The following is a 15,482-nucleotide window of genomic DNA, read 5'->3' on the forward strand; positions in this document are numbered from 1 at the left end:
CGGAAACGACGGACGCCGGCGCCATCGAGTGGCCACCGGCGTCCTCACGACCCGGGTGCCTGCGGGCATCATGAGTCCCCCCAGAACGGCGAATCCTCGCCTTCTCATGATGCCTCCGCAAGCGACCCGAAGGTCCCTGAAGAGGGACGATGTCCACGCTATCCGGGCGCCCGTAATGCGGGCGTAAACCGACCTATACGCCGTCGCCAAAGATCGTGGAGCCCGGCGGTGGCCGGTCTCAGGGAGCCAGAACCCGCAGCGCGCCGGGCATGATCCGGACGGTCACGGGGAGTGTTCCCGGCAGTTCGCCGTCCGCGCCGTACGGCAGCGTCCGGTCCGGCGTGCGCAGCTCGATCCGCACCTCGCGGGCGCGCAGCACCTCGACCTGCGGCCGGCGGACGTGCGAGCCGTCGGCCAGCTCGCGCAGCACCGCGAAGAACAGCAGCCGCGGGGCGTGCCGGATGATGACGACGTCGAGCAGCCCGTCGTCCACCCGGGCGTCCGGGGCGATATGGCGGCCGAAGCCGTAGAAGCCGGAGTTGGCGGCGACGACCGTGTAGCCGCGCCGTTCCATCACCTCGCCGTCCAGCACGATCCGGTAGTCGGCCGGCCGCCAGGCCAGCACCGCCCGCAGCGCGCCGACGGTGTAGGCGGCCGAGCCGCGCAGCAGCCGGGCCTTGTTGGCGTTGTCGTTGGCCAGCGCGTCCACGCCCGTGTACACGCTGCCCAGCACCGGGACCCCGTTGGCCTCGATCGTGTCCACCGCGCGCGGCTCGCCCTCCAGCAGCAGCGTGGCCAGCCGTTCCGGATCGGACGGGATCGCCAGCTGCCGGGCGAAGTCGTTGCCGCGCCCGGCCGGGACGATGCCGAACACCGCGTCCGTACCGGCCAGCGCGCCGCCGACGCAGCCGACCATGCCGTCGCCGCCCACGCCGAGCACCACATGCCCGGCCTCCGCCGCCCCGCGCGCGAGCGCGGTGGCGTGCTCCAGGCCGCGGCTGTACTCCACCACGACCTCGGCGCCGGCCTCGCGCAGCAGCTTGGCCAGCGGGACGAGCGTCGCCGCCGAGGCCGATCCGCCGGCGGACGGGTTGACCAGCGCGGTGAACCTGCGGGGAGGTGGGGTCACGGCTACTTCTCCGGTACGGGGGCGACCAGGACACCGGGGTTGAGGATGCCCTGCGGATCGACACTGTCCTTGACCGCGCGCAGGATGTCCATGCCGAGCGGGCCGATCTCGCGGGCGTACCAGTCGCGGTGGTCGGTACCGACCCCGTGGTGGTGGCTGATCGTGCCGCCAGCGTCGATGATCGCGTCGTTGGCCGCGCGCTTGGCCTTCTCCCAGTGCCCCAGGGCGTCGGCCCGGTCCTGCGCCGCCACGACGGTGAAGTAGAGCGAGGCCCCGGCCGGATAGACGTGCGAGATATGGCACATCACCAGCGGCGGTGTGCCCCCGCCCGACAGCACGCGGATGAGCGCGGTCCGGACCGCCGCGTACAGCTCGGGGATGCCGGACCAGAACGTCGCGGTCTCCAGCGTCTCGGCGAAGGCCCCGGCGTCCAGCAGCGAGTCGCGCAGGTACGGGGCGTTGAAGCGGCCGTGCCGCCACTTGTCCCCCGGCTCGGCGCCGAGCGGCTCACCGTCCAGTTCGGGCAGGACGACGTGTGCGGCATCGCGACGGATGGCGATCTCCTCGGGCGTCCCCTCGTACCCCAGGACCGCCAGGCAGCCCGCCGTCCCGGAGGACAGGGCGCCGATGGCGGCGGGGTCGGCGAGCCCGATCGCCGTCTCGGTCTCGTCCGACAGGCGCAGGACGACCGGGAGCGGTCCGTCCTGGGCGAGCCGGCGCAGCGCCGCGGTGCCCGCCTCGAACGAGGGGAAGCGCCAGCCTTCGTACGCGACCGCCTCCGGTACGGGCCTGACCCGTACCGTCACCGAGGTGATGACGCCGAACGCGCCCTCCGAGCCGAGCACGAGCTGGCGCAGGTCGGGCCCGGCGGCGGAACGGGGCGCGCGGCCCAGGTCGAGCGTTCCCCGGGGGGTGGCGACGGTGAGCCCGGTGACCATGTCGTCGAAGCGCCCGTACCCGGCCGAGGCCTGCCCGCTCGACCGCGCCGCCGCGAACCCGCCGATGGTCGCCCACTCGTACGACTGCGGGAAGTGCCCCAGGGTGAAGCCGTGCTCGCGCAGCAGTTCCTCGGCGCGCGGGGCGCGCAGTCCGGGCTGGAACACGGCCGTACGGGAGACGGGGTCGACCGAGACGAGCGCGTCCATCCGGCGCAGGTCGAGCGCGATGAACGCGTCCACTCCCTGAGGGGCGAGCCCGCCGACGACCGAGGTGCCGCCGCCGAACGGGACGACCGCGACGCCATGCCCGGCGCACACGTCCAGGACGGCCAGGACCTCGTCATGCGAGCCGGGCAGCACGACGGCGTCGGGTGCGTCCGAGGTCTCGCCCGCCCGGATGCGCATCAGGTCGGGGGTGGATTTGCCCCGGGTGTGCCGGATCCGCGACACCGGGTCGGCGCGGACGTGCTCGGCGCCGCCGGCCGCCGCGGCGAGCGCCGCCAGGACCGCGTCGGGCAGGCGCGTCCCGGGCACGTCGATGTCCTCCAGCGGGACGGGCGCGGCCTCGGCCGGCCGTACGCCGAGCATCTCGCGCAGCAGCCCGGCCACCGACTCCGGCAGGGGTGTGGCCTTCGCCGGATCCCCCCACCCGCTCCACAGCATGTCCCGCGTCTCCATGTCTTACACTGTGACACATGACGTCAGAACGTCACAATAGGACCGACGACGATGCCGTCCTGGACGCCGCCCGCGACTGCGTGCTGGCCGTGGGCGTGCGCCGGACGACCCTGACCGACATCGCCCGCCGCGCCGGGGTCTCCCGCATGACGCTCTACCGGCGCTGGCCGGACGTGCGCACGATCGTGGGCGACCTGATGACGCGCGAATGGCTGGCCGCCGCGCTCGGCGCGCAGCCCCCGGCCGACACCGGGCCGGCCCGGGAACGGCTGGTGCGTGGGCTGGTGGCCGGGGTGGGGGCGGTGCGCTCCCACCCCCTGCTGCAGAAGATCGTCGAGGTCGACCCCGAGCTGCTGCTGCCGTACATGCTCGACCGCTGCGGTGCCAGCCAGCTGGCGTTCCTGGAGATGTTCGAGGAGCTGCTGCGGGAGGGGCACCGGGACGGCTCGATCCGGACCGGCCACACCGCCCGGCAGGCCCGCGCGCTGCTGCTGGTGGTCCAGTCCTTCGGCCTGTCGGGACGCACCATGACCGACGACACCGATCCGGAGCTGGGCGACGACGCGTTCGACGCCGAGCTGGCGCACATCCTGGAGAGGACCCTCGCCCCATGAACCCCTCGCGTTCCTCGCTGAACGCCGGCCGCCGCGCCCGCGAGCTGGCCGCGCTCCCCGACGAGGTGGTCGACGTCCTGGTCATCGGGCTCGGCGCCACCGGTGCCGGGGCCGCGCTCGACGCCGCCTCCCGGGGCCTGAGCGTCGCCGCGATCGACGCGCACGACCTGGCGTTCGGGACGTCCCGGTGGAGCTCCAAGCTGATCCACGGCGGGCTGCGCTACCTGGCGTCCGGGCAGGTGGACGTGGCGTACGAGAGCGCCGTCGAGCGCGGCGTCCTGATGGAGCGCACGGCCCCGCACCTGCTGCGCGCGCTGCCGTTCGTCCTGCCGCTGACGCCGATGGTGTCGCACCGGCAGGCGGCGATCACCCGGACCGGGCTGGCCGCCGGGGACGCGCTCCGGCTGGCGGCCCGCACGCCCCGCGCCCTGCTGCCGCGCCCCCGCTCCCTGTCCGCCGCCGAGACGCTCCGGGTGGCCCCGGCGCTGCGCCCGCACGGGCTGCGCGGCGGCCTGCTGTCCTGGGACGGGCAGCTGTCCGACGACGCCCGGCTCGTCACGGCGCTCGCCCGTACGGCCGCCGCGCACGGCGCCCGGATCCTCACCCGCTGCCGGGCGGTCACGGTGACCGGCGACGGCGCCCTGGTCCGCGACGAGCTGACCGGCCGGACGGTCTCCGTCCGGGCCCGGTCGGTGATCAACGCGGCCGGGGTGTGGGCCGGCGGGCTGGTGGACGGCGTACGGCTGCGCCCCTCGCGCGGGACGCACCTGGTCGTACGGGCCGAGAGCCTGCGCGGGCTGACGGCGGGCATGCACGTGCCGGTGCCGGGTTCGGGCAGCCGCTTCCTGCTGGTGCTCCCCCAAGGCGACGGCCGGGTCTATGTCGGCCTGACCGACGAGCCGGCCCACGGGCCGATCCCCGATGTGCCCGTGCCGACCGAGAGCGAGATCGGCTTCCTGCTGGACATCTTGGGCTCCGCGCTCGACGTGCCGATCCGGCGCGAGGAGGTCGCCGGCGCGTACGCCGGGCTCCGCCCCCTGCTGGACGACGGGGAGGGCCTCACGGCCGACATCTCCCGGCGGCACCAGGTCCTGACCTCGCCGGACGGCGTCGTCACGATTGTCGGCGGCAAGCTCACCACGTACCGGCGGATGGCCGAGGACGCCGTCGACGCCGTGGTGGCGGGCGGCCGCGTCACCTGCGAGCGGCAGAGCCGTACCGCGCGGATCCCCCTGGTGGGCGCCGCGCCGCCGCACCGCCTCACCGGCATCGACGCGCCTCCCTCTCTCCTGCGCCGGTACGGGACGGAGGCACCGCTGCTGGCCGCGCTGGCACGTGAAGAGGGGGCGGAAGCCTTGGAGCCGGTGGTGCCGGGGCTGCCGGTCCTCGGCGTGGAGTTGAGCTGGGCCGTACGGCACGAGGGGGCCCTGGACGTGGGCGACCTGCTGGACCGGCGGACCCGGATCGGGCTCGTCGCCGCCGACCGCGCCGCCGCCGTCCCGGCCGCCGAAGCCGTGCTCCGGCGCAGTGGAATCTCAACATCTTCGCTGTGATTTCGACCATGACTCCGCTATGACGCGTGTCACCTGGCCGATTCGGGGCAACGTGAGTTAGGTTACCCTAACCTAAGGTCCGAACAGGTCCAGGGCGGACCAGCGCCCAGGGCCGGACCAGCGACGAGGAGAGACCGCTTGACGCGCCGGATCAGCTGCGAGCACTGCCCGGGGAGCCACTCGGGCGAACGGCCGTGCCTGGCCAGCGCCACCGCCAAGGCACGGAGCTGGCTGCTGATCGAGCACCCGGGGCCCTGGCCGGAGCGGATCGAGTCGCTCACCTCCCCCGCGCCGATCGCCGAGGCCGTACGGGCGGCCCTCGCCGCCGGTGTCCGGCCCCAGCTCATCCGCAGGCCGGGGCGGCGCCGCCGGATCCCGCCCGTCCAGGTGTACGCGGGGTTCTCCGACGGCGGGCCGGACGGCGGCGAGGTGTGGCTGGAGGGCCGCGAGCTGGCCGATCCCGCCGAGCTCGCCGGCCTCGACCTGCGCGCGCTGGCCGCCGGCGAACGGCCCGGATTCGGCGAGCCGGTGGACGATCCGGTGCTGCTGGTCTGCACGCACGGCCGCCGCAACGCCTGCTGTGCCCGGACGGGAGCGCCGCTGGCGCGGCATCTCTCCGAGCGTTTCGGGTCCTTTATATGGGAAACGTCCCATGTCGGCGGTGACCGCTACGCGGCGAATCTCGTATGCCTTCCCCACGCGCTCTACTACGGCGACCTTGGCCCCGACGAGGCCACGGCGGCCGTCGAGGCGTACCTGAACGGCCAGGTCAGGCTGGCGCACCTGCGCGGCAGGGCCGGCCGTCCCGAGCCCGTCCAGGCCGCCGAGCACTTCGTCCGCGAGCATTCGAAGATCTTCGACATCGACGGCGTGACCGTGGAATCGCTCTCCGGCCGATCGCCGTACGAGGCGCTGGTGCGCGCTCGGGAGAACCGTTACCGAGTGATCATTGAGAGCGTCGAGCAGCCCGATCCGTGCGGCCGGGACTGCCAGGAGAACCTCCGGACCTACATTGTTAGGGACATCACCCTTCTCAACGAAGCGGCCCTCGTGTAATCTCTCCAAGGCCCCATTTAGAGGGTCTCCCTGTCGCACGACCCCTCAGGTACCCGGTGATCCGGGGGAGGGGAACAGAGCGGCAACTCCAGACGTTGGACCATTCGGCGCTTCAGGCACATGTCGCTTCACGCACATGACTCGGAGCATGTCGGGCGTCCACGTCCGCATTTTTTGTTCGTAAACCAACCAAGGTGGGTGTTCCATGGCTCAGGTACGTCGGCAGGCAAACCTCCCTCGTCCCAGCTGGGGCTGGCAGGACGCCGCGGCGTGCCGGGGGGAAGACCTCGTGCTCTTCTTCGGCCCCGACGGCGAACGTCAGCCCGAGCGCGAGATTCGCGAGCGCAAGGCCAAGCAGATCTGCATGGGCTGTCCCGTCCGCTCGGAGTGCCTGGACTACGCGGTGTCCCGGCCCGAGAAGTACGGCACGTGGGGCGGCCTCAACGAAGACGAGCGCGCGTCCGAGCGCCGGCGCAGGATGCGCCGCGCCAACGCCGCCTGACCTGCCGGGACCGTCTCGGCGGTCCCAGCGGTCCGGCTTCCCGGCACCACGCGGCACAGTTCCCCTCGCGCACCCCGGCACGCCACCGGAAACAAACGTACGGCCCCGCCCGGCGGGGCCGTTTGCGTTGCCCGCTCACGCGGGCGGCACAAACGGCCCCACCGGGCGCTTCTACTGCCACTCCGGCCACTACCACTCCGACGACTCCCCCGCATGCCTTTCACCGAATCGTGAATGGCAGCCGAACACGAATGGCAGCCGGACCGCTACCGCACCCGACCCGGCAATGCGGGCTATTTCCCCAAATTCGCGGAGAACCATTCCGCGCTCAGCCGGGACACCTCCTCCAGCGCTCCCGGCTCCTCGAACAGATGCCCGGCGCCCGGAACGACCGTGAGCTCGTGCCCGGCCCCCTGGTCCATCCGGTCCAGGGCCCGCTCGTTCAGCGACAGCACCTCCAGGTCGCGGCCCCCGACCAGCAGCAGCGTCGGCGCCCGCACCTCCTTCAGCGCGTGCGCGGCCAGATCGGGCCGCCCGCCCCGGGACACCACGGCGGCCACGTCGCCGGGAGCGGCCGCCGCGGCCACGAGCGCCGCCGCGGCTCCCGTACTGGCGCCGAAGAGCCCGACGGGCCCTCGCGCGGCTCCCGCTCCGGCCGCCGGGCCGGCCGCTGAGCCGGCCTCGTCACGAACCCACGCCACCACCCGGCCCAGCCGTCCCGCCAGCAGCGGCACGTTGAACCGCAGCCGGGCGCTGCACCGGTCGTCGATCTCCTCCTCGGCCGTCAGCAGGTCGAACAGCAGCGTCCCGAAGCCCCGCGCGTTGAGCGCGGCGGCCACCTGCCGGTTGCGCGGGCTGTGCCGCCCGCTGCCGCTGCCGTGGGCGAAGATCACCACCCCTTGCGAGTTCCCGGGCTCGACCAGGTCGCCCTCCAGCCGGACGTCACCGGCCGGAAGATGCACGCTCGTCATCGGCCCGCCTCCCGCGTACCGGCGGCGCGCTCCAGCCAGGAGGTGACGTCGGCGTCGGTCAGCTGGCCGAACTCCCCGTACCACTGGCCGACCGCCCGGAACGACCAGGGCGCGGCCAGCACGACCACCTCGTCGGCCTCGTCCTCCATGGCCCGTACGGTCTCGGCGGCGCCCACCGGCACCGCGAGCACCAGCCGGGACGGTCCGCGCCCGCGCACGGCTCTCAGCGCCGCGCGGGCGGTGCCTCCGGTCGCGAGCCCGTCGTCCACGACGATCACGGGACGTCCGGCCGGGTCGGGCAGCGGGCGGTCGCCCCGGTAGGCCAGGACCCGGCGCTCCAGCTCGGCGCGCTCGGCCGCCACGGTCGCGGCCAGATCGTCCTCGTCCAGGCCGAGCCGGCCGATCAGGTCATGGTCGAAGACCGGCGCGCCGCCCTCGGCGATCGCCCCCACGCCCAGCTCCGGCTGGCGCGGGTATCCGATCTTGCGGGTCACCAGCACGTCGAGCGGGACCGGCCGGTCCGGCGCCGACAGCCGCCGGGCGACCTCGTACGCGACCGGCACGCCGCCTCTCGGCAGGGCGAGGACCACCGCCCCGTCCAGGTCCAGCGGGACGAGCCGTTCGGCGAGCACCCGGCCCGCCTCGGCCCGGTCGGTGAACGGGAGCCGTACCGGAACGCGATCGGCTTCGCGCGTGGTTCTGTTCCAGCGCATCGGCGTCACCCCCTTCGGGGACGCGGCAGAACACCTCTTACGCCGTCACCAGTGCTCTACCCACTTACGCCGTGCTCGCCCGGTCCCCCGCGGCCCTTGTACGGGCGACCGTGCGGGCAAACGGGTTCAGGATCCCTTGGCGGCGAGCCAGCGGAGGGGGTTGTCGTGCACGATCGTGCGCAGCGTGGCCTCGTCGGCCCCGGCGGCCCGCAGCGCGGGCAGGAAGGTCTCGAACAGGTAGCCGAAGCCGTCGCCGCCGTACCGGGTGATCTGCGTCATCCGCGCGACGCCGGTGCTCAGCAGCAGCCGCTCGGCGTGCCCGCCGTCCAGGAACTCCATGACGTTGCGGACCCGGACGTCCAGCGCCTCGGGGTCGCCGGCGGCCAGCCCCAGGGAGCCGAACGAGACGTACGCCCCGGCCTCGGCGATCTTGCGGTGCGCGGCGGGCTCGTCGATCAGGTCCTGGTGGCCCACCGCGACCCGGTCCGGGGACAGCCCGGCGGCGGTGAGGATCTCCAGCTGGGTCAGCCCGGCGCGGCCGTGCGTGGCGACCGAGAGCCCGGAGTAGCGGGCGGCCTGGGCGGCGGCGCGCAGGCAGCGCTCCTCGGCCGCGGTCGGGGTCTCGCCCCAGGTGCCGATCTCGCCGATCACGCCCGGCAGCGCGTTGGTGCCGTCCAGGCCGAAGCCGATCTCGGCCAGCAGCCGCTCGGCCAGCTGCTCGACATCGGACTCGGCGACGTAGGCAGGGTGGAACGGCTCGGTGAAGAACCCGGTGCCGGCGACCACCGCGACCCTCGCCCCCGCGGCGATCCGGGCCAGCGCGGCGGCGTTGCGGCCCATCCCCGTACAGGACAGGTCCACGACCAGGCCGAGCTCGTGCCCGGTACGCAGGTCCGCCAGCTCGCGGGTGACCGGCTTCTCCTCGTCGAGGAAGCGGCGCGGGTCGTCGCCGAGCAGCGCGGGCCGGGCCGGCCAGCGCAGGTCGAGCTGCAGATGCTCGTGCGGCAACACCGGTCCGGTGACGTCGGACGTCGGGATGGTTCCGGTCACGGTACGAAGCCGCCCGGGCTCCTCGCGGGGGGTCATGGAACGCGAGGTTACGACATATTTGGTCAAACCCGACCGTGATCCGGACCGGATTTTACCTTTCAGGGGTGGCACGTTCCCGGTCGGCCACCGGCTCCACGGCGGCCTCCCGGAGGGCGCGCGCCCGCGCGGTGCCGGGGCTGGGCCAGCGGCGGTCGATCTCGGCGTTCAGCGCGGCGCCGATCAGCACCGCCAGCGCCGCCACGTACAGCCACGCCAGCACGGCGATCGAGGCGGCCAGCGACCCGTACACCGACACCCCGGCCAGCGAGCCGGCCAGGTAGAGCCGCAGCGCGAAGCTGCCCACGATCCAGATCAGCAGCGCCATCATCGCGCCCGGGATCTGCCGCAGCCACGAGCTCCGCACCGGAACGCTCATGTGGTAGAGCAGCGCCAGGAACAGGATGGACAGCACCACCACGACCGGCCAGTAGAACACCGACACCACGACGGCGCTCTCCGGCAGCACCTGCCGTACCAGCGCGGGCCCCGCCACCAGCAGCGGGATCAGCACGATCATGATCAGCAGCCCGATCAGGTAGAGCACGAACGCCCGGATCCGGGTCCGGATCACGCCGCGGATCCCCGACAGCCCGTAGGCGATGGTGATCGTGTCGATGTAGACGTTGGTCGCCCGCGAGCCCGCCCACAGCGAGATCAGGAAGCTCAGCGACACGATGTCGGGGCTGCCGCCGCGGATCACGTCGTCGATCAGCGGGATCACCACCGAGTCCACCGCCGGCCCGGTCAGCACGGTCTGCGCCTGCTGGATCAGCCAGCCGCGCACCTCGGCCACCGTGCCGGGCCCGAGCAGCCCGCGCAGATGCCCCATCGTCCCGATCAGCCCGATGACCAGCGGGGGCATCGACAGCAGCGCGAAGAACGCGGCCTCGGCCGCCAGCCCGGTGACCCGGTAGTTGAACGCGGCCACGGCGGTGTCGCGGACCAGGCCCCAGCCGGTCCGCCGCATGGCGCGCAGCCCTCCGCGCAACCCGCTCCAAGAGAGGATCCGGCGCCCGGACCCCCCGCTCCCCGAATCCGCGTCGCCCTCCTCCGCCGGGGTACCGGCGACGCCCGTGGCGTCCGAAACCGTGGTCACATCAATACACCGTAGAGCGTCGTCCGCCCGTTACCTGGTAGATAGCCCATTCCGGCGCCCCCATCCGCGCGTCGCCCGGTGCACCCCCGTCCGGTTCCTCCCCTGGACGCACGGGACTTGGACGTACGGGACCGCGCCGCGGCCCATGATCGCCGGGGGCGGCGACGCGGGCACCGGCGTCCATCGGTGACAATGGAGGGATGATCTGCCAGGCGTGCCGCGACGACCTCCACGGGGAATGCCGTGGCGGGTCGTGGTGCGACTGCCAGCACCAGCCTCGCGCGCGGGCCGCGTCCGGGTCCGGGATCGCCGACGATTCCGGGTCCCAGGACCCGCCGGGTGCCGAGCCGGGTGAGCGGGACGCCGAGACCGGGCGGTCCGAGCCCCGGGTGAACTGGAAGCGCCAGGGATGACTCTTCTCACCTGTCCGGATGCCGGACGGAACTGGACAGCCCGCGAGACGGCATGTCAGAGTTCGGGTATGACTGCTGCGAGGGATCCGTTGCTGGTGATGCGCCGGCACGTCGACTTCCTGCGCGTCCGCAGCGCGATCTGTCCGTGACGCCCTGACCACGCCCCCCTTGTTTTCACCGGCGCGTGGTGTACCGGCGTCACGTCCGACTTAACTCCTGCTCAATGTCGAGCCGGCTGTCCACGACTGCCGGTGCACTACGCGTCCCCACCACGATGGATGAGGATCGCGCCGTGCCACCTGCCACCAAGCGTAAAAAGGGCGAGGGCCAGTGGGCCCTCGGCTACCGGGAACCGCTGAACAAGAACGAAGAGAACAAGAAGAACGACGACGGGCTCAACGTCCGCGCCCGGATCGTCGACATCTACTCCAAGGCCGGGTTCGACTCGATCGACCCCGCCGACCTGCGCGGGCGGTTCCGCTGGATGGGCCTGTACACCCAGCGCAAGCCCGGCATCGACGGCGGCCGGACCGGCGCGCTCGAGGACGAGGACCTCGAGGACCGCTACTTCATGATGCGGGTGCGCATCGACGGCGGCCAGCTGAGCCTCGCGCAGCTGCGCACCATCGCCGACATCTCCACCCGGTACGCGCGCGGCACCGCCGACATCACCGACCGGCAGAACGTCCAGCTGCACTGGGTGGGGATCGAGGACGTCCCGGCGATCTGGGACGCGCTCGAGGCGGTCGGCCTGCACACGATGGAGGCGTGCGGCGACGTCCCCCGTACGATCATCGGCTGCCCGCTCGCCGGGATCGCGGCCGACGAGATCATCGACCCGACACCGCAGCTGCGCGACATCCACGACCGCTACATCGGCTCGCCGGAGTTCTCCAACCTGCCGCGCAAGTACAAGACGGCGCTGTCGGGCTGTACCGCGCACTGCACCGTCCACGAGATCAACGACATCGCGTACGTCGGCGTCGTGAACGAGGCGGGCGAGACCGGCTACCAGCTGTTCGTCGGCGGCGGGCTGTCCACCAACCCGATGTTCGCCCAGAGCCTCGGGGTGTTCATCAAGCCCGAGCAGGCCACCGAGGTCTGGCACGGCGTCACCTCGATCTTCCGCGACTACGGCTACCGGCGGCTGCGCAGCCGCGCCCGGCTGAAGTTCCTGATGAAGGACTGGGGCGCGGAGAAGTTCCGCGAGGTGCTGGAGAAGGAGTACCTCGGGTACGCGCTGCCCGACGGCCCCGAGCCCGCCGCGCCGGTCCGCCAGCGCGACCACGTGGGCATCCACCCGCAGCAGGACGGCGACTACTACGTGGGCTTCGCGCCGCGCGTGGGCCGGGTGAACGGTCCCCTGCTCGGGAAGATCGCCGACCTCGCCGAGCGGTACGGATCGGGCCGGACCGCCAACACGATCGAGCAGAAGATGGTGATCCTCGACGTCCCCGAGGAGAACACCGAGCCGCTGGCCGCCGCGCTGGCCGAGCTCGACCTGCAGGTCAGGCCGTCCACGTTCCGCCGCCAGACGATGGCCTGCACCGGCATCGAGTTCTGCAAGCTGGCGATCACCGACACCAAGCAGCGCGCGATGGACCTGGTGGACGAGCTGGAGAAGCGGCTGCCCGACTTCGACCAGCCGCTGACCATCAACGTCAACGGCTGCCCGAACGCCTGCGCCCGCATCCAGGTCGCCGACATCGGCCTCAAGGGCCAGCTGATGGTGGACGAGAACGGCGACCAGGTCGAGGGCTTCCAGATCCATCTGGGGGGGCAGCTCGGCGCGACGTTCGGCAAGAAGGTGCGCGGGCTGAAGACCACCTCGGCCGGCCTGACCGACTACGTCGAGCGCGTCGTGCGCACGTTCGACGCGCAGCGCGGCGAGGGCGAGACGTTCGCCGCGTGGGTCAAGCGGGCCGACGAAGCAGATCTCAAGTAAGGGACGGAGTCCGGAATGAGCGAGCGCGCGGCTCCGTTCTACTGCCCGTACTGCGGCGAGGAGCACCTTGAACCCCGCGAGGAGCATGGGGCGTGGTTCTGTGCCGACTGCGTCCGCTCCTTCCAGTTGAAGTTCCTCGGCGTCGGAGCCCCCCGGACCACCGCCTCCCCGCCGAGTGCCTCCCAGCCAAGCAAGGAGAACGACCGGTGACGCTGCTGGAGACCGACAGACCGACCCTCGACCTCGAAGACATCGTCGAATCGGCCGCCGTGGCCCTGGAGGGCGCCTCCACGCTGGAGGTCATCCGCTGGGCCGCGGCGACGTTCGGCGACCGGATCTGCCTGACCTCCTCGATGTCGGACGCCGCACTGATTCATCTGGTGTCGAAGGTGAAGCCGGGGATCGACGTGCTGTTCGTCGACACCGGCTACCACTTCGCCGAGACCATCGGCACCCGGGACGCGGTCGAGGCCGTCTACCCGGTGAACGTGATCAACGTGACCCCGTCCCGTACGGTCGAGGAGCAGGAGGCCGCGCTCGGCCCCCGGCTGAACGGGCGCAACCCGGACCTGTGCTGCCACCTGCGCAAGGTGGAGCCGCTGGGCCGGGCGCTGGAGGGCTACATGGCCTGGTTCAGCGGGATCCGCCGGGACGAGACCGCCAGCCGCCGCGACCGCAGGGTCGTCGAGTGGGACCGCAAGCGCGGCATGGTGAAGGTCAACCCCATCCTGGACTGGTCGCAGGAGGACATGGACAACTACATGGCCGACAACGGCGTCATCGTCAACCCGCTGCACTACGACGGGTACCCCTCGATCGGCTGCGAGCCGTGCACCAGCCCGGTGGCCGACGGCGCGGACCCGCGCAGCGGCCGGTGGGCCGGGATGGGCAAGACCGAATGCGGCATCCACTTGTGAGCGGACACCCCGCGCCGATGGTCGCGGTGGCGCACGGGAGCAGGGACCCACGCGCCGCCGCCACCGTGGAGAACCTGCTGGACGCCGTCCGGGCACGGCGCCCGGACGTCCCCGTCCTGACCTCGTACCTGGACCACGCGCCGCCCGCGCCCGGCCGGCTGCTGGACGGGCTGGCCTCGCGGGGCGCCGGCGGCGCGGTGGTGCTGCCGCTGCTGCTGACCGCCGCGTACCACAGCAAGTCCGACATCCCCGGGGTCCTGGCCCCGGTCCGGCGCCGGCACCCGCTGTTCGGGCTCCGTACGGCCGGGACGCTGGGGCCGCACCCGCTGCTCATGGCCGCACTCGAACGGCGGCTGTCGGAGGCGGGCGTGGAGTCCGGCGATCCCGGCACGGCCGTGGTGCTCGTGTCGGCGGGGTCCAGTGACCCCTCGGCCAACGCCACGATCGGCCGGATGGCCCGGGAATGGCGCGCCCGGGGCTGGTACGACGTCGTACCGGCGTACGCCTCGGCGGGCGGTCCCGATCACGCCGCGGCGGTCAGGGCCCTGTACGAGGCGGGCGCGCCCCGCGTGGTGGTCGCCTCCTACTTCCTGGCCCCGGGCTACTTCGCCGACAAGGTCCGTACGGAATCGCTGGCGGCCGGGGCGACGGCGGTCTCCCCCGTCCTGGGGTCGGCCCCGGAGCTGGCCGAACTGGTCCTGCTGCGCTACGACGAGGCGTTCGCGACCGGCCGGGCGGCGGCCGCGGTCTGATCGGCCGCGGTTCGCCCGCTCACGATCCGCATACCCGCGTCCCAGCGGGTATGCGGATCATATGGCCGATCGCGAGAACCTCGGGCACGAGCCCGAAGAGACACATGACAAGGACTTCGCCCCGGTGAACCGGGGCGCGAACGGGCGCGGCCGTACCGTGCCTCCGGACGAGGGAGTCCCGGACGAGGGCCAGACCGTGCCCGCCGAAGAGGAGGGCATGGCGCGCCAGGAGGACGAGGGCGGCGGCGTCAGCTCGCCCGGGGTCGACGTGGGCCACCCGGACTCGGCCCAGCCCGACTGAGGACCTCAGTCACGCCGCGCCTTGCGCTCTTCCCACCAGGTGGCCAGGGCGCGGCGGACGGGCTCGTGGTGCTCGTCGTCGACGATCTTCACGTCGCCCATGATGGCGTGCGCCTGGATGCGGACGACCGGGACCGACCGGCCGAGCCGCGCCTCCCGTACCAGCACCCTGCGGTCGCCCATCACGGCGTAGCCGCTCATCTCCACCTTCACGCCGTCCGGGACGATCACCTTGATGTCGCCCATCACGGCGGTGGCGGTCACGCGGACCTCGCCGCTGGGCACTTGGGCGCCACGCAGGTCCAGAACGACGTCGCCCATCACCGACAGCACCTCCAGGCTCTGGTCGATGCGCCCGACGATGCGTTCCTTGCAGTCGCCCATCACGGCGGTGAACCGCCGCTGGACCTGCATCGGTGCGGGCTCGGCGCCCGGCGCGCCCATGCCCGGCAGGTCGGTGGTGATGGCGTCCAGCTCACCGCGGGTCACCGCGAGATAGGCCGCCTCGCTCCGCTCGGTCAGCTCCTCGAAGGTCAGCCGGCCCTCCACCGAGGCCACCCGCAACCGCTCCACCACGGTCTCGCGCTCGGCGTCGGAGGCGCGCACGCGGTCGGGCGGCGTCGGATCGGGGGGGACCTGCGGCCGGGACTCCGCCGGCCGCCGATCCTGGTGCGGGGTGGGCTGACTCATGGTTCAGAAGGTATGCCCTCCCGCCTTGCGGGCAATCCGCCGCGCGGACGAGATCGCCCCGAGCCTTCAGGAGGACCGGTGGCGGTCATTCCGAACGATGTTCGGTATCCTGCCAGGTGGCGGCGT

At 72.7% G+C, this 15,482-nt stretch carries 17 protein-coding genes; 10 read left to right on the plus strand and 7 right to left on the minus strand.

Annotation, left to right across the window (positions count from 1 at the left end; translation table 11 throughout):
- Window positions 1-238: 238 nt before the first annotated feature.
- Window positions 239-1,129: a diacylglycerol/lipid kinase family protein gene (locus ACH34Q_RS01785; RefSeq protein ID WP_395980892.1), complete on the minus strand. Its 891-nt coding sequence runs from the start codon at window positions 1,127-1,129 to the stop codon at window positions 239-241.
- Between the two features lie 2 nt (window positions 1,130-1,131).
- Entirely contained in the window at window positions 1,132-2,745 is a 1,614-nt protein-coding gene (locus ACH34Q_RS01790) for an FAD-binding oxidoreductase (protein ID WP_395980893.1), read from the minus strand.
- Between the two features lie 17 nt (window positions 2,746-2,762).
- Between ACH34Q_RS01790 and ACH34Q_RS01795 the strand changes: the two genes are divergently transcribed.
- The 4 genes from ACH34Q_RS01795 to ACH34Q_RS01810 all read left to right on the plus strand — a co-directional run bounded on the left by ACH34Q_RS01795 (window position 2,763) and on the right by ACH34Q_RS01810 (window position 6,470).
- Entirely contained in the window at window positions 2,763-3,359 is a 597-nt protein-coding gene (locus ACH34Q_RS01795; protein ID WP_395980894.1) for a TetR/AcrR family transcriptional regulator, read from the plus strand.
- The gene (locus ACH34Q_RS01800) at window positions 3,356-4,912 is read left to right on the plus strand and encodes a glycerol-3-phosphate dehydrogenase/oxidase (RefSeq protein ID WP_395980895.1); all 1,557 of its coding nucleotides are present in this window, start codon (window positions 3,356-3,358) and stop codon (window positions 4,910-4,912) included. Before ACH34Q_RS01795 ends, ACH34Q_RS01800 begins: the two co-directional genes overlap by 4 nt.
- Before the next feature lie 138 nt (window positions 4,913-5,050).
- A complete protein-coding gene (locus ACH34Q_RS01805; RefSeq protein WP_395980896.1) occupies window positions 5,051-5,968 on the plus strand; it encodes a sucrase ferredoxin in 918 nt (305 codons plus the stop codon).
- A gap of 205 nt (window positions 5,969-6,173) precedes the next feature.
- Window positions 6,174-6,470, plus strand: coding sequence for a WhiB family transcriptional regulator (locus ACH34Q_RS01810; protein WP_081640018.1), 297 nt, complete (start codon window positions 6,174-6,176; stop codon window positions 6,468-6,470).
- Between the two features lie 293 nt (window positions 6,471-6,763).
- Here the strand turns inward: ACH34Q_RS01810 and ACH34Q_RS01815 are convergent, their stop codons facing one another.
- The 4 genes from ACH34Q_RS01815 to ACH34Q_RS01830 all read right to left on the minus strand — a co-directional run bounded on the left by ACH34Q_RS01815 (window position 6,764) and on the right by ACH34Q_RS01830 (window position 10,339).
- Window positions 6,764-7,441, minus strand: a complete 678-nt coding sequence (locus ACH34Q_RS01815) for a dienelactone hydrolase family protein (RefSeq protein WP_395980897.1) — start codon at window positions 7,439-7,441, stop codon at window positions 6,764-6,766.
- Window positions 7,438-8,154: a phosphoribosyltransferase gene (locus tag ACH34Q_RS01820; protein WP_395980898.1), complete on the minus strand. Its 717-nt coding sequence runs from the start codon at window positions 8,152-8,154 to the stop codon at window positions 7,438-7,440. The genes ACH34Q_RS01815 and ACH34Q_RS01820 overlap by 4 nt, the downstream gene beginning before the upstream one ends.
- 126 nt (window positions 8,155-8,280) lie before the next feature.
- The gene (locus ACH34Q_RS01825; RefSeq protein WP_395980899.1) at window positions 8,281-9,240 is read right to left on the minus strand and encodes a phosphotriesterase; all 960 of its coding nucleotides are present in this window, start codon (window positions 9,238-9,240) and stop codon (window positions 8,281-8,283) included.
- Between the two features lie 55 nt (window positions 9,241-9,295).
- Complete coding sequence (locus tag ACH34Q_RS01830) at window positions 9,296-10,339, minus strand: YihY/virulence factor BrkB family protein (protein ID WP_395980900.1); 1,044 nt, start codon at window positions 10,337-10,339, stop codon at window positions 9,296-9,298.
- A 200-nt stretch (window positions 10,340-10,539) separates the two neighbouring features.
- Between ACH34Q_RS01830 and ACH34Q_RS01835 the strand changes: the two genes are divergently transcribed.
- The 6 genes from ACH34Q_RS01835 to ACH34Q_RS01860 all read left to right on the plus strand — a co-directional run bounded on the left by ACH34Q_RS01835 (window position 10,540) and on the right by ACH34Q_RS01860 (window position 14,667).
- Window positions 10,540-10,752, plus strand: a complete 213-nt coding sequence (locus ACH34Q_RS01835) for a hypothetical protein (RefSeq protein ID WP_395980901.1) — start codon at window positions 10,540-10,542, stop codon at window positions 10,750-10,752.
- 274 nt (window positions 10,753-11,026) lie between these two features.
- Window positions 11,027-12,697, plus strand: a complete 1,671-nt coding sequence (locus ACH34Q_RS01840) for a nitrite/sulfite reductase (protein ID WP_395980902.1) — start codon at window positions 11,027-11,029, stop codon at window positions 12,695-12,697.
- Window positions 12,698-12,712: 15 nt separating this feature from the next.
- Window positions 12,713-12,907 carry a hypothetical protein gene (locus ACH34Q_RS01845; protein WP_395980903.1) on the plus strand — a complete coding sequence of 65 codons (195 nt, stop codon included), beginning with the start codon at window positions 12,713-12,715 and terminating at the stop codon, window positions 12,905-12,907.
- The gene (locus ACH34Q_RS01850; protein ID WP_395980904.1) at window positions 12,904-13,614 is read left to right on the plus strand and encodes a phosphoadenylyl-sulfate reductase; all 711 of its coding nucleotides are present in this window, start codon (window positions 12,904-12,906) and stop codon (window positions 13,612-13,614) included. Before ACH34Q_RS01845 ends, ACH34Q_RS01850 begins: the two co-directional genes overlap by 4 nt.
- Window positions 13,596-14,366 carry a sirohydrochlorin chelatase gene (locus ACH34Q_RS01855; protein ID WP_395980905.1) on the plus strand — a complete coding sequence of 257 codons (771 nt, stop codon included), beginning with the start codon at window positions 13,596-13,598 and terminating at the stop codon, window positions 14,364-14,366. The genes ACH34Q_RS01850 and ACH34Q_RS01855 overlap by 19 nt, the downstream gene beginning before the upstream one ends.
- Window positions 14,367-14,427: 61 nt before the next feature.
- The gene (locus tag ACH34Q_RS01860; protein ID WP_395980906.1) at window positions 14,428-14,667 is read left to right on the plus strand and encodes a hypothetical protein; all 240 of its coding nucleotides are present in this window, start codon (window positions 14,428-14,430) and stop codon (window positions 14,665-14,667) included.
- Between the two features lie 5 nt (window positions 14,668-14,672).
- On the opposite strand, the gene ACH34Q_RS01865 is transcribed toward ACH34Q_RS01860, so the two are convergent.
- Window positions 14,673-15,356 (minus strand): DUF1707 domain-containing protein, encoded by a 684-nt coding sequence (locus ACH34Q_RS01865; RefSeq protein ID WP_395980907.1) that lies wholly within the window; start codon window positions 15,354-15,356, stop codon window positions 14,673-14,675.
- Window positions 15,357-15,482: the final 126 nt, after the last annotated feature.

The sequence above is a fragment of the Actinomadura sp. 9N407 genome (genome assembly GCF_044326315.1).
Lineage (GTDB): Bacteria > Actinomycetota > Actinomycetes > Streptosporangiales > Streptosporangiaceae > Spirillospora.

Excerpts from the sequence above, each read along its gene's own strand:
- ACH34Q_RS01790 (WP_395980893.1), bottom strand. The coding sequence starts at position 2,745 with ATGGAGACGCGGGACATGCTGTGGAGCGGGTGGGGGGATCCGGCGAAG.
- ACH34Q_RS01795 (WP_395980894.1), top strand. The coding sequence starts at position 2,763 with ATGACGTCAGAACGTCACAATAGGACCGACGACGATGCCGTCCTGGAC.
- ACH34Q_RS01800 (WP_395980895.1), top strand. The coding sequence starts at position 3,356 with ATGAACCCCTCGCGTTCCTCGCTGAACGCCGGCCGCCGCGCCCGCGAG.
- ACH34Q_RS01810 (WP_081640018.1), top strand. The coding sequence starts at position 6,174 with ATGGCTCAGGTACGTCGGCAGGCAAACCTCCCTCGTCCCAGCTGGGGC.
- ACH34Q_RS01815 (WP_395980897.1), bottom strand. The coding sequence starts at position 7,441 with ATGACGAGCGTGCATCTTCCGGCCGGTGACGTCCGGCTGGAGGGCGAC.
- ACH34Q_RS01820 (WP_395980898.1), bottom strand. The coding sequence starts at position 8,154 with ATGCGCTGGAACAGAACCACGCGCGAAGCCGATCGCGTTCCGGTACGG.
- ACH34Q_RS01825 (WP_395980899.1), bottom strand. The coding sequence starts at position 9,240 with ATGACCCCCCGCGAGGAGCCCGGGCGGCTTCGTACCGTGACCGGAACC.
- ACH34Q_RS01835 (WP_395980901.1), top strand. The coding sequence starts at position 10,540 with ATGATCTGCCAGGCGTGCCGCGACGACCTCCACGGGGAATGCCGTGGC.
- ACH34Q_RS01840 (WP_395980902.1), top strand. The coding sequence starts at position 11,027 with ATGGATGAGGATCGCGCCGTGCCACCTGCCACCAAGCGTAAAAAGGGC.
- ACH34Q_RS01845 (WP_395980903.1), top strand. The coding sequence starts at position 12,713 with ATGAGCGAGCGCGCGGCTCCGTTCTACTGCCCGTACTGCGGCGAGGAG.
- ACH34Q_RS01855 (WP_395980905.1), top strand. The coding sequence starts at position 13,596 with ATGCGGCATCCACTTGTGAGCGGACACCCCGCGCCGATGGTCGCGGTG.
- ACH34Q_RS01860 (WP_395980906.1), top strand. The coding sequence starts at position 14,428 with ATGGCCGATCGCGAGAACCTCGGGCACGAGCCCGAAGAGACACATGAC.
- ACH34Q_RS01865 (WP_395980907.1), bottom strand. The coding sequence starts at position 15,356 with ATGAGTCAGCCCACCCCGCACCAGGATCGGCGGCCGGCGGAGTCCCGG.